Source organism: Colwellia sp. Bg11-28 (assembly GCF_002836245.1).
In the GTDB taxonomy this organism is placed as follows: domain Bacteria; phylum Pseudomonadota; class Gammaproteobacteria; order Enterobacterales; family Alteromonadaceae; genus Colwellia; species Colwellia psychrerythraea_A.
This window is the reverse complement of the sequence record NZ_PJBA01000006.1, coordinates 1,326,135-1,340,024: the sequence shown is the minus strand read 5'-3', so window position 1 is coordinate 1,340,024 and position 13,890 is coordinate 1,326,135. Positions and strand designations below refer to the sequence as shown.

The following is a 13,890-nucleotide window of genomic DNA, read 5'->3' as shown; positions in this document are numbered from 1 at the left end:
AATGTCTTTATTCTTCCCATCTTATTCTTAGACTGGCATCTTGAAGTAAGTGGGAACATATCACGGAAAAATAGAAGGCTATTAACCACAACACTTTTTATATTTTTTCTCACTGCCACATGAGCAAGGATCATTACGGTTCGGAGTTTTATCAAATCGAGTCGTCGTAGGTTTACTTAATAGGCCTTCAAGTTCAACTATATTTTCTTCGACAGTACTATCTACCGTAATTTCAGCAAATAAGTCGTTATCGCTAACTAACTTTGTTATTTCTATTTTTCTTTCTTCACTACTAACCACTAGCGTTAATGGTTGTTTCTCACTACCAAGCTTAACGGAACGCTTAGTATTATAACCTGTGGTTACATGGTTATGTCTGGTGTGAATACGCCCTTTGTAATAAAGATCGTGCATAATGGTACTCCGCTAATAGTAAAAACTTGATTTAAGCGCGGCAGTATAACGTAAAGTAATAAATAGTCGACTGTTGAATTAAGAGTCGGCCTATTAATTTTTCATTAGTATAATTGAAACTGTCATTAATCCATTTTCTTGGTCTAACAACTTGCCATTCATAGTAGTTAATAATTAGTCAGTTTTATGTCAATTATTCTTTCCTAATGCAGGATTTTGTCTGCCCAATCGATTAAATGAGCAACGGTATTAATAAAGCCAACGTCAGTGGGCGTTCGCATTTTAATGGCTCACGACAACAGTAAGTTCAAAATAAAATAATGTCTGATGGGCATTATTTTTTATATTCTAAAACAGCTTGTTTATCCAGAACCGATAATAATTTTTCAAATGCACTATGCAATTTACTCAATTCAGCTTTTGTCGAAGGGTTAGTGCTTGTCTGACGATTACTTATAAGTTCCTCTGCAACAAATTGAACTACATTTTGAGCTTGTTGTACTTTATTAATCCATAGATTTTCGAATAAATTTTCTTGTCTGAAACGAATAATCCATTTATCAAAATGACAACTCATAACACATGCATCCTTTGCTACTTTCATATCCCCTTGTAAAAACCGTTCTAGATTTTTAAGCCAATGATTTAATATCAATTCAAGTTGTTTAACTCTTTTTACTGGAAGCGGCATCACCATTTTACTACTGTCTAGCCAAGTTTGGTTAGGTTCGTATTCTTTAATCCAGTCCACTAACATATTGGCAGGCATAGGTTTAGCAATGGCATAACCTTGTGCATTTTTACAACCCATCAAAAGTAACATCAGCCCGTGCTCTGTCGATTCAACACCTTCTGCAATGACGTTTCGACTAAATGACTTACTCAGCCCAATAACGCCATCAATAATGGCGAAGTCATCCGGATCGATTAAAACATCTCGAACAAAACTTTGGTCAATTTTTATAGTATCAGCAGGAAGTTGACGAAGATGGGATAATGATGAGTAACCTGTACCAAAATCATCTAATGCGATTTTAACACCTAAGTCATTACGACAAGCGCTAATGATTTTACTAATACGCTCTAAATTTCCTAGCGTGCTACTTTCTAACACTTCTAATTTGAAATGATGAGGATCTATATTTTGGTGACTATGGAGTGCGGCATTAAGACTATTAAGGAAACTAGCATTTAAAAACTGCATAGCAGAGACATTAACACTCATTTCAATATTGATACCTTGATTATTTAATCGTTCAAGTTGAGCCAAACCTTGATCAATGACCCAGTCACCAACTTGAATTTCTATCTCTGTACCTTCAATCAGGGGTAAGAATTCTAACGGAGATATCAGTCCTTTAACTGGATGCTGCCAACGAATTAAAGCTTCAACTCCAATTATTTTACCAGAAGCCATATTAACTTTTGGTTGGTAATAAAGACACAGCTCGTGGTCAATTAAGGCTTGCTGAATTTCATGTAATTTAACATGTAATAGACTTGTTTGTTGTGCTTGCTCTAAATCGAAAAGCTGGTAATTTTTTTTACCTTGTTGTTTCGCTTGATACATAGCTTGGTCAGCATGGCGTAGTAATGAGTCTAATTCTACGCCATCTATTGGTGAGAGGCTTACACCAATAGATGCACTGATATCGATGGAGTTTTCGTCAATAAAATAAGTAGCACTAACGGAGTGAATAATTCGTTCAAGCATCTCATAACATTGACTCGTTGATTTTATATCGCCTAAAAGCATAGAAAATTCATCACCTCCGAGACGAGAAACTGTGTCTTCAGAGCGTAAAGCTAATTGAAGGCGATGGGCTACTTCAATGAGTAGTTTATCACCGACATCATGACCATAAATGTCATTAACAGGCTTAAAGTCATCTAAGTCTAGGAAGCAAACTGCGAGTAATGTACTTGAGCGCTTTGAATGAGCGATGGCTTGGTTAAAACGGTCAAGTAGTAGTGCTCGGTTGGGTAATTCAGTTAGAGAATCGTAATGAGCCATTCGACGCATAGTTTCTTGTTGGCGTTTGCTATGTGTTATATCTGTGAACATGCCTAGATAGTTAACTATTTGACCATCTGAATCTTTCAGTGTAGAGGTGGTTAGTAATTCGGCATAAATATCACCATTTTTTCTGCGATTCCAAATTTCTCCCTGCCAATATCCTAATTCAGTGATTTGTTTCCACATCATAGAATAAAATTGAGGTTGATGTTTACCTGAACTGAGAATATTGGGGTTTTTGCCTATGACTTCTTCTCGGCTGTAGCCAGTAATATTGGAGAACGCTGGGTTAACATCAACAATGACTTTATCCGCATCGGTAATTATGATGCCTTCATGGGTATCACTAAAGACTCGAGATGATAGCTTGAGCTTTTTCTCGAGTCTTTTATGGTCAGAAATATCGACAATACTAACAGCTACATTACGGAAATTATTTGTTGATGACGGTGTTTGAAACGAGATAAGTGCTTTAATCTCTTGCCCATCTAACTTTTTAAAATTCGCTTCTGATAGAAAAGTTTCTTGATTAGACCAGATGGCACACATTTCGTTAATAAATACGTCAATTGCATCTATACCGAAAGTTTGGTCAATTTTGCTGATAAATTCTGCTTGGGTTGTTGCCCCAAAGAGCTTTAACGTTGCATTATTGACAGAATTAACTTTAACCATTGCCACTAAATCCCAAGCAAGGTCCATATTTTCATACAAGTGCGTTTTTAGGTCCTTTACTCCTTCCTGTTTTAATTTTTCTAGTGCAACTACAACGATAGAAAAGTCTTCACTCCAAATAGAAACTTCAGCATTGTTGAAGATAGCTTCAAAGCGTTCTTCACTTTCATTACGAGAATTATCAGCTTTTCTCACTAGGAAGATGACTAGAAAGGCCGTTAATATACTCGATAAGATAGTAAAAATAAGTAGGGAGTAAAATGATGTTTTGCTCAAATGATGGGAGTCTATGCTACTTTCTTTAAATTCTAGTGCTTTATTACTAGCAAAATTGATTAAAAAACGCATGTTCTGGTTTAGCTTTTTAACATGATCTGCGCCTTTTCCTGTGGTAATACGAGCAGCTAATTTATCGTGGTTATTACTTTTCAAAACAAGTACTTCGTCGCGAATATACTTCCACTCAACAAAGGACGTGAAAGCGACATTAATTTTTTCTTTATCGCCAAGGAAACGATCTTTGATTAATTCAAAATGGCGATAGACTTCAAGTTCATGTTGATTTACCAAAGAAATAGCTAGATCCAATTCATTTTTGGTACTAGCTAGCACGACGTCCTTCATATATCGGTGCATAGCTAATATGTCGCCATTTGCTTCTAATACCGCAATGCTGACCGAAAAGGGGTGTTTATACATTTTGTCATTGAGGTCAGCATGTTTTTTGTTTTCTTGTACCGCCATAAAGGCGAATAAAACCACCAAAAAAATGATGAAGATAAAGCCAAGGGAAATGACCTGTATAGAGGATTTAGCCTGTGATGATCTAAAATCATTCATACCAGCTCTATTTCCGTTAGCCGCTGTTTAGATAGAAAGATCCTTATCATTTTTATCTCAATCCTTTGGTCAATTACAATAATGTAAGTCAGTACCCCACCATAATTAATGCCGATAAATATTAGTTATTTTTACCTCTGCTAATATTAATTTTTGAATTAAGGTAATACCTTCACTTTCCATACTAGGTCGTTACTTATTGTAAGTCCATAATCACTGTATGGTTTTTTTGATTAATTAATCAACATTACGTTGGATATTAAGACTAAACATACAAATATTATGATTCTATTAATTGTTAAATATCTTTATTTTATTGTAAATAGCACAAACACTTTGCAACTTACTGCTCCGATATTACCAACGCTTTAATTTTAAGCGCCTTTTCAAAGTGGTCGAGTTTATGAGTCATAATCCACCATGTTGCTGCTTCCATCAATAAATCAGGGTCATCATTTTTATTGGCAAAAAATGCATAAAACGATAAACCGACATTAGTGCCCTTTTGCGCCACTTTTTTATCACACACTGCAACGATCTTTTCTTGCAAACTAGTACGCATACGTTATTGTCCTTTGAATATTTGACAAATTTCTTTTTATGGGAGTAAAAAAGCCAGTAAGCAATGCTTACTGGCTTTTATTTACCCAAGGTTAACCTTTACTAAAACAGATGATCTATCAATTAAATCGGTTAATCTAAAATACTATTTATTTTCGAAATAGAACTTTTCACGTTTATTATCATAATTACCAATTTCATTCATGGTGTCGGCATTATACAAACGGCCGTTAATCATAGTATGGGTAACTTTATCACTTAGGCGGATATCCTGCGTGATATCTCCATCAATAACAATCATGTCAGCAAGTTTACCAACGGATAATGAACCTAAGTCTTTATCCAAACCAAGTGATTTTGCAGGGGAAATAGTTGCGGTGCGAATGGCTTGCAGGGGTGACATACCGCCTTGAGCCATCATCCACATTTCCCAGTGCATTGCTAAACCCTCGCGTTGTCCGTGACCACCAGCATTAACTACCACACCTAAGTCTTGCATTTCTTTGGCAACTTTTGCGACGTTGAAGTGATTATAGTGATGAAGTGGTGCTTTTGGTCGACGCATAGAGCGAGGATCTAAAAACTCGCTAGGCACATATTGACTTAAACGAGGGTGTTCCCAAACATTAGTCGTATCATACCAATAGTTTTCGCCGGAAATACCGCCATAAGCCACGCCCATGGTTGGCGTGTAAGCCATATCAGATTGAGACCATAATTGTTTGATATCAGCATAAATTTTAGCGGTAGAAATAGAATGTTCAAGCGTAGTATGCCCATCAACAACCATAGTTAAGTTATGTTGTAGTAATGAGCCCCCTTCAGGTACAACCATCATCTCTAATTCACGCGCTGCTTGAATAAATTGCTGGCGTTGGTTACGACGTGGCTGATTATAGCTTTTAACACTAAAGGCCCCTGCCGCTTTTAAACGTTCAACGTGAAATTTAGCATCATCCAGACTATCAACATGTGACGTATACCCTGGGATAGTAGCACCATATAAAATAGTACCTGTTGAGAATAATCGTGCCGCAACTATCTTACCGGCTTTTTGCATTTCACTTGCTGCAAAAAATTCCGTGGTATCATTTGATGGATCATGAATTGTCGTTACCCCTAGCGCCAAACCCGCATAATTTTTCCAGTTTTGCTGTGGAATAATTTCATTACTGCCTTGCGGGCCATGAGCATGCGCATCAATTAAACCGGGCATCACTGTTTTGCCCGTAATATCAATGATGGTCGCATCACTTGGGATGTTTACTTGCCCCTTAGAACCTACGGCTTTGATTTTGTTACCTTCAACAAGGACAATACCATTATCAATAACTTGTTCACCTTCCATTGTGATAACTTTACCGCCAACAAAAGCAACATGACCAGATGGAATATCAACTTTTTGTTTATAACTTAAGTTAATAACATTGATATCGTTAACTACGGTAGATGCACTAGTTTCAGGCTCTGACCCATCATCATTTTCATCAGTTGTTTTGGCTGTAATATCAAACAAACCTTTAATAGATGCTTGATATAAATCAGCACCAAGACTCCAATAAAGCTCATTTGATTTACCATTCCAATTAATACCTTCACCAGCACGCATTGATAATTGCTCTACCGGTAAGTTTTCAGCTTTAGGACCTATATCTATAACGTCACCACGCTCGACAAAAGGTGTGACAAAGACTTTAAAACGCTCGGCAAAAGCAAGATAATTACCATCCGGTGATACCCGATATTCTGACGCAAACTTACCCTGATATAACTTGGTGTCATGTTGGCCATCAATATCTATGCGCGAAATATGCGGCGTTTCGCCATCACGTGTCACATAAATACGATCGTTTCGCGCGCCAAAGTGTGGTTGAACGCCCTCTTCAGTAACGAGTTTAGCCTTACCGCCTTTTACTGAAACAGCATAAACACCAGGATTCAAACCCCAAGTAGGATCAGTAATAAAACCACCCGTTACTTTGCGGTATACCACGGTTTTACCATCAGGTGAAAAGCTTGGTTCAACGTATTTCCCTGGTTCACGCGTTATCGTTTTACCTTTACCGCCTCGGCTAGAAACAACACGTACTTGGCCTAAATTTTTATCATCCCAGCTAACATAAACAATCTTTTTACCATCACGAGAAAAACTCGGGTTTAACTCAAACTGACTTTTTTGTTTAGTTAAACGCTTAGGCTTACCCTTGGGCAAGCTCTTGGTATACAGGTGCCCCATAGATTCATAAACAGCAAGCTTACCGTTAGGAGATACTTTGACATCACGTAGCATTTTTGTATCAAAACTTTTTTGATCTAAATCTTGTGGGAAGCGTACGGCCGTTTGAATTTTCTTTGTTGTTTTAACATGAAAATCAATCACTTTAGCTTTTTTAGAATCAAGGGATAATTTGTTGATTTTACCTCCAGACCAAAAAACTAAACCTTCACTATCAGGTGTCCACGCCATCGTAGGATACACTCCATGAATAGCCCATGTCTCTTGCATATCACGGTCTAAAGCATCATAAACTTTGGTTTGCTCACCGTTTTTAAGGTTGTACAGATATAAGTTTGATTGAAAATCATCACGGCTAATAAACGCTAAATACTTGCCATCAGGTGAAAGTGTCGGTCTTATAGCACCACCCTTACCTGATACAACTACTTTAATTTCGCCCGTTTCAAGCTCAAGACGCTTAATTTTATAAATGCCCTTTTCAGAATCTTTTGAATAATGAAAGCTTTTACCTGGCGTAGCATCTTGTGAGAAATAGACATATTTTCCATCATGAGAAAATGCTGGCTCGCCTAAATCTTTTTGCTCATTGGGGCGCTTAGTTAACATTACGCCATTACCACCCGACTTATGATACATCCACACTTCACCGGCACCTAAAGAGCGAGTGCCTGTGTAATGTTTACGGCCAACAATATAGTTACCATCCGGTGACCATGCAGGGCTGTTTAATAAACGAAAGGTTTCTGTCGTTACTGCTTTTGCTTCACTGCCATCCGCTTTCATAATCCATAAGTTATCGCCACCATCTTCATCAGAAGTAAATGCGATGTACTTACCATCAGGGCTAAAGCGCGGTTGCATTTGCCAGGCGATATCAGTCATCAACGGCGTTGCTTCGCCGCCAGAAGCTGGCATGGTGTAAATATCACCCAATAAATCAAAAATAATGATTTTTCCATCAGGGCTTAAATCAACATTCATCCAAGTACCTGAACGTACATCTATATCAGCAGAAGTGAAGTTACCTTGTGGCGAATTAACCGACCATTTAGGTGTTGTTTCTTCTATCGAGGCTTCATTATCAATAGGTGATTTTGCAAAAGTGGTTGGTAAGGCCAACATAACACTGAGTGCAACACCTGAAAGTAAGTGTTTTTTAGATAACATGGTTTTCGACGGCATAAATGCGTACCTTTGACGTTTTTTCAGTTGAATTAATTCTTTTTGATAACCACTACTTAATCACAATCATTGATAAGATGTAAGCGAATTACGTTGGTCAGTAGAAATTGTAAGATACATAGCACAAGTAAAAAACTGGCGTAGTGTACGGCTTTGCTGACAGTTGAATGATGATTTACGCTGTATGAGTTTAACTTTGTTTTTTTGGCTGAGTCGATGGGTTCTTTGGTTAATTTTTGAAGTGTTTTTGATTGGCTTTTTTATTAATTCTGTCTTATTGATTATTGTCTTATTAAATACAGGATTGGCCTATAGAAAGGCAAATACCATGTGGCTATGACAGTTTATTGCCATGATAACGTATTCTACAGTGTTACTTGCCAATATCCGACGTCTAACCAACGATCAAATTTTAAACCCACTTCTTTAAAATGAGCCACTTTCACCATGCCAAATTTTTCATGTAAAGCGATACTCGCTTCATTAGGTATGGTAATTCCCCCAATAGCACTGTGGATCTTTATACGCTTTAATTCTTCAAATAGTACTTGATACAACTTAGTGCCGAGACCTTTTGAAGTATGCTCAGGAGACAAATACACAGTCACTTCAACTGAAAATCGATAAGAAAATCTATCTCGCCACTTAGTCGCATAGGCATAACCCATGATATTTCCCGACTCATCTTCTGCAACAAACCAAGGTAAATCGTCGGCGGTTATTTTTGTTATACGCTTTAATATATCTGACGCTGTGACGACTTCTTCTTCAAAGGTTACAACGGTATTTTCTATGAAATGATTGTAAATAGTACAAATACTACTTACGTCTTGTTCTTTTACTGCTCTAATCATTACTTTTGCTTCCAATTTCATTATTTAACGCTTTTATTTCGGCCTTACATTCTGCATTTTGTTTACTTGAGCCTGAAGTACATGGCGCAGACGAATCACCACCAAAGTCTCGCTGAACGCCATAATACACGCAAGATGAAAGTAAAAAGGTACATAATAAGGCATAAATAAGTTTCATAATGATTCTTCTAATAAATTGTTTGGTTTTAATCAGTTTTGGTTAGGGTCTGTTGACCTTTCGAGATTGTTTTTGCAGCGCTTTGTTGGGTATTCATACAATATAGAGCCTTTGTCATGTGGTTGTTCCACATAAAAAGGTGATAATGCCGTAAAAATGTCCAACAAACGGTGTCCGAAGGATCCGGCTAAAAGCGTCTTACTCTTTGTTGAGTAGTATTTGCTTAGAGTGACTAGGCTACACACTACTCGCCGCGATTAAAACGCTTTTATCTCGAACAAAATTTAACCGCGAAAGTTCAACAGACCCTAGCATAGGTAAAATATTTTTGTACTGAGAGGATTTTTTTACGGCCAAGGTCGCTGACTTTCTGCATCAATCCAGGCATTAACCCAATCGGGTACGTCAAAGTTTGGTGTGGTTTTACCATAGGCAGCTAAAACTTCAGTAGCAGGTACTAACCCCTGTTTTGAGGTAAACGCAGCTTTAATTAATGCTGATGAACAAACTTTATCTTTGATATGGGTTTCTTGTAAGAAGTAAAACCAGCGGCCATCATGACAAATAACCTGAGTAGTGACAGTAAATTTTTTCCAAAAAGCTATTCTTCTACGATAGCGCACACTAGCACCACCCACAGCGAAGGCCCATTTGTTTTTTCTCATGAGACTCAGTAAACCGGTACGTAGAGCAAAATCCCAACGACCAAACTCCATATACGTTAAATGACGCGCATTATTAAGTTCAACAAAGACATCAATATCAGTTAACCCCGCACGGCAGTTCAGCACGCTTTTTTCATCCAAATTCATCTGAGGACTATTTTTGGCTCTAAACAGGGTCGCGATTAACTTAATATACGGGTACATACTTTGTTTCTCTTAGTTTTTATCATGTAAAACAAGAAGTAAGAGTACGCTGAAGTATTGGAGAAGGAAAGTATTAATACCAGACTGATTAACTTTTTAGTCAGCTTAACGTTGCAGAAGCTTTGGGTTTGCTGGTTTATTACTATGGCAGAGTAATTATTAGATTGGTTTAATAAGAAAAGGTAGTCTTAGTCATCACAACTACCTTAATTTTTAAATCATACCGAATACCGTTAAGTCTCACCACTTGTTAGTGTCTGTAATGCTTTAGTCATTGTTTGTTGACCTTCTTCTGTCACTATAATGTTATTTAGCATTCTTTGCTTAAATAAACACTGCTGCGTTAATGCGGGGGTAGATTCAGTCTTTTCTTGTTTTTCGGCAGGTCGATATGGGGAATTTTTAACTAAGCGCATTACGTCAGGAAAACGCTGTTTAAATAACGTAAGCGTTTCATTAAATGCCTCTGAATTGTGTTTAGGGCACAATGCTAAGGCGCCGTCGGTTAGTTGATAAATCCCTTTAACTATCCTATTTTTTTGTTGTTCCTGTTCAGATACAGTGGTTGCAGTTACCGTGTGAGATAATAAAACTAACATGAGGGTAAAATAAGTTTTCATAGCTATATTCCGCGTTTATTTATCAGATGAAATAAAAAATCAGTTTGCCTCATAGATAAGAAACAAACTGACTTTTGATATACTTTATGTTTTTTCGTTTAGTTTACAGTTTTCAATGAGCAAAACTGAAGACTCAAGAATGATTAAACTCTTAATTTATTGGCAATAAATAGCTTTTAAACGTTCAATTAACGGTAAGTCACTCTCAACAAGCGAGCCTAACATCAACCAATCAATTAGCAATTTATTCAAATCAATCTCAGTACCTGATTGCATTTGCTCTTGCATTAATTGAACTTGAACTTTCATACGTTGTTCGGCTAACTCAACCGGTGAATTACTTTTGCCAAGTATTTCAATTTCTAAGGTTTTATCAAAACGAGCACTATTTTGAGCTTGTTTAGTTAACTTAACATGCTCTTGGAAACGTTTTTGCCAAAAACTGGTCATATTATTGTAAACAGCTGATGTTTTTAATGCTTGTAACTCTTGGTTATTTTGAGCGTGTAAGGACATTAACTCAAACAAGTTTGACCATGTTTGTTGTTCTTTAGCTTGGGTCTTCGTTTTTATGAGTTGCTCAATTTGCTTACTGATTTTCTCAATACGAGCAGCAACAGACTTGATAACAGGTTTACTGGCAATAACATCTTTAAGTAACATTTCTGCTTGTTGCGCAATCGACTGTAATACTTGCTTATCATCTTCATCTTTTACAGCGCCAAGAGACTCTTCAATGACAAGCACTTGTTCAATAAACACTTGTTGTTGAGTCGATAAAACTGCTTGTTGATCAGACTTAAACTGTTGTCTCTTACCAAATAATTCATCATTAACTTGGCGGAATTTCTGCCACAGCTGATTTTCTTGATGGTTTCCAGCAAAACCTACTTCTCGCCATTTTTCTTGTAACTGTTTAGCTGACTCAATTGCTGCTAACACATCTTCACTTGCTAGTAACTCTTCAGCTGTAGCGATTAACGCTTGTTTTGCTGTGATATTACTTGCATGAAAAACACTAATGGCACTTTTAATCGGGGCAATAGCTTCTTTAAACTTCAGCTGCAGTTTTTTGTATTGGTTACGATCAACTTCACCAGCATTATTCCATTGCTGTTGTAAATTATTGAGTTGACCGTCAAGTTGTTTAAAATCTGGCTTAGATGTTTCTTGTGAATCATTTAGCTGTGTAACAAACATCTCTGCTTTTGCTAGTATTTTTTGACGTTGATCTAAATGCTGTAAACGCATTTTATCTTGCTCGGCATAGAATAAACGACAAGGAGCAAACGCTTGTTCACAGCATTGATTAAACTGCTCATTGAGTTGCTTATCAACATCTTCATCAGCATGACCTAATGAATTCCATGTACCACGATACTCTTTAACTTTTTTTGCTTGCTCATTGGGATTATCCAATGGCGTTTCAACCAGTGTTTGAATAGCAAGCAATAACTCTTGCTTACGTGGTGTAGCGATATAATGTTCCCAATCGCTAAGTTCGACCATTTTCTCACTTACTTGGTCAAAGTCACGTTGTAATTGTTGCAATTGTTGTACAGACAAGTGATGAATACTTTCTTTCACGCCTTTGAACAAACCAAAACAAACTTTGTATTTACCATTATTGAGTAAACGTTTTATGTCTTGTAGTTTCTTTTTGTGTTGAAAGAAAAGTTCTTTTTGCTGACTTTGCAATGACTTCAATCCGCCCTGCCAAGTAGAGACTATTTCTTTTTGAGCCTGCACAATAGACTCTGGCAAAATACCAGCAGTTTTCTTTTCAATAACGCGCCAAGCTTTTAACCAATCATTATACGTTTGTTGTCGGTCGTTCAACTCTTCTAAAGACTTAGGTAAAGTCAATTGTGATATTTTAGAAATTAAGTGGGTAGCTTGGCTAACCGATTCAGCAATTTCAGGTATTTCATTCAAACGCTTAGACAGTTGTACAACTTGGCTAATAAAATTCTGTTGTTCATCTTTATTAAGTACAGAAGCTTTAATATTGGTTGTTAGGTTACGCAGCAACTCTTTAAAAGAATCTTCATCGAATTTGTCACTAGAAAAAACGGCTGTCGTGATTGATTGGCTAATATGATTAAGCTGTTGAGTAAATTCTTTTTTGTCTTGCTGTTTATCATGCGATAACTTGTCGCTAATGATTTGCTGTTGATAATTTTCAGCTTTAGCAATGAATAATTTTTCTAATTGACTAATAATGCTTTGATATTTATCACTAAATACGACACTTTTTTCTTCCGTGAAAACATCAAAATCAAGTGCTAGTGTCTGCCATTCGTTAATTAACTGTGCCTTACGGGTTTTATAAACACCATAGTCACCAACATCTTTTAACGCTTGAAGTTTTGCTAACGTCAGTTGTATTTGTTTCTCTAATTTTTGTGGTTTCTCAATGGCGACTTGTATAGCGCTTAGTTTATCTTCAATTTGTTGAGCTAATACATGATTGCATGCTTTTTTACTTAATTTCTCTAAAACCTTAGCATCATCAACTTGGTTAATTATGTAAGCTTGAAAGTCAGGGTTTTGCTTTTGGCTAAAGCTGTGTGTTAATAAATGTGTTGTTGTTTTGCGCGCACTAATTTGCTGATAAAGCGAAATCATAATAGCGCTATCTTGTTCGTGGGCAAGCCAAGCTTCTAATAAAGCTGTTCCCAGTACGGGGGTTGTTTCTTGTTGGTCTAATAGTGTTTGTTTTTGCTGTCCGCTGATCACAACATTGTGATCAGTGGTCAAAATGTCATGTACTTGTTTTGCAGCAAATTGTTTTACTTTGATTTGATTATTATTCTGACTTGCTTCGAGGTAGCAATCAAGAGTTCCTACTTTGATCAAAGCAGCACGGCGCACTAAATCACTGCTATCTTGGTTAATAAGATCAGTTAATATGCGTAGTTGTTCACTGTTATCAGCGGATAATTCATCATTAATTGCTGTGATACGGACAGTCGCATCTTTATGTTGCCACTTAACTTTTGTTTTAAATAATTTGGAGAAGATCATAGTTTTTTTTAATTCTTTCAGTTGGAGAATAACAAGAGCGACTTAAATGCAGGCTTACAGCTCATTGTTACTGAAATAAGCGATATCCGCTTGTGTGGGTTTAGTACAGCTTTTCAATTCTTCTTCAGCTTTGTAGCTAGAAAATTCAGATTTTAACTGACGTTTGTTTTTTTCAACAACGTGGCCATCAGGGCCGATAGTCAGCATTTCATCATTTTTAAGATGTCGGGCTTGATAAGCCATACTCAATTGCAAAGCAGTAGCACGTTGCGCTGCATCAACAACAGTACCTTCAGGCCATTTTCCTGTTTCCGCAGCACATTTTAGGCGTAAGTACATGTCATTTGACATGGCGTCTATGGTTTTAATTACATCCATTAGAATTCCGAGGTATTAAGTTGTATGAAAATTAGT

General features: G+C 36.9%; 11 protein-coding genes. All 11 read right to left on the bottom strand.

What is annotated here, in order from left to right; translation table 11 throughout:
* Positions 1–81: 81 nt before the first annotated feature.
* The gene (locus CXF79_RS13015) at positions 82–414 is read right to left on the bottom strand and encodes a PBPRA1643 family SWIM/SEC-C metal-binding motif protein (protein WP_011043384.1); all 333 of its coding nucleotides are present in this window, start codon (positions 412–414) and stop codon (positions 82–84) included.
* A gap of 334 nt (positions 415–748) precedes the next feature.
* Entirely contained in the window at positions 749–3,946 is a 3,198-nt protein-coding gene (locus CXF79_RS13010) for a putative bifunctional diguanylate cyclase/phosphodiesterase (protein ID WP_101155404.1), read from the bottom strand.
* Between the two features lie 343 nt (positions 3,947–4,289).
* Positions 4,290–4,508 (bottom strand): DUF6500 family protein, encoded by a 219-nt coding sequence (locus CXF79_RS13005; protein WP_101155402.1) that lies wholly within the window; start codon positions 4,506–4,508, stop codon positions 4,290–4,292.
* A 144-nt stretch (positions 4,509–4,652) separates the two neighbouring features.
* Complete coding sequence (locus CXF79_RS13000; protein ID WP_232769170.1) at positions 4,653–7,928, bottom strand: amidohydrolase family protein; 3,276 nt, start codon at positions 7,926–7,928, stop codon at positions 4,653–4,655.
* Positions 7,929–8,293: 365 nt separating this feature from the next.
* Entirely contained in the window at positions 8,294–8,803 is a 510-nt protein-coding gene (locus CXF79_RS12995) for a GNAT family N-acetyltransferase (RefSeq protein WP_011043380.1), read from the bottom strand.
* A complete protein-coding gene (locus CXF79_RS12990) occupies positions 8,775–8,960 on the bottom strand; it encodes a hypothetical protein (protein ID WP_101155400.1) in 186 nt (61 codons plus the stop codon). The genes CXF79_RS12995 and CXF79_RS12990 overlap by 29 nt, the downstream gene beginning before the upstream one ends.
* A gap of 32 nt (positions 8,961–8,992) precedes the next feature.
* A complete protein-coding gene (locus CXF79_RS23650; RefSeq protein ID WP_101155398.1) occupies positions 8,993–9,205 on the bottom strand; it encodes a hypothetical protein in 213 nt (70 codons plus the stop codon).
* Between the two features lie 102 nt (positions 9,206–9,307).
* On the bottom strand, positions 9,308–9,829 hold the full coding sequence (locus CXF79_RS12980; RefSeq protein ID WP_101155396.1) for a thioesterase family protein: 522 nt from the start codon (positions 9,827–9,829) through the stop codon (positions 9,308–9,310).
* Between the two features lie 233 nt (positions 9,830–10,062).
* Entirely contained in the window at positions 10,063–10,449 is a 387-nt protein-coding gene (locus CXF79_RS12975) for a hypothetical protein (protein WP_101155394.1), read from the bottom strand.
* A 156-nt stretch (positions 10,450–10,605) separates the two neighbouring features.
* Positions 10,606–13,476, bottom strand: a complete 2,871-nt coding sequence (locus CXF79_RS12970; protein ID WP_232769169.1) for a DUF349 domain-containing protein — start codon at positions 13,474–13,476, stop codon at positions 10,606–10,608.
* A 54-nt stretch (positions 13,477–13,530) separates the two neighbouring features.
* Positions 13,531–13,854 carry a YeaC family protein gene (locus tag CXF79_RS12965; protein WP_011043374.1) on the bottom strand — a complete coding sequence of 108 codons (324 nt, stop codon included), beginning with the start codon at positions 13,852–13,854 and terminating at the stop codon, positions 13,531–13,533.
* Between the last annotated feature and the right edge of the window lie 36 nt (positions 13,855–13,890).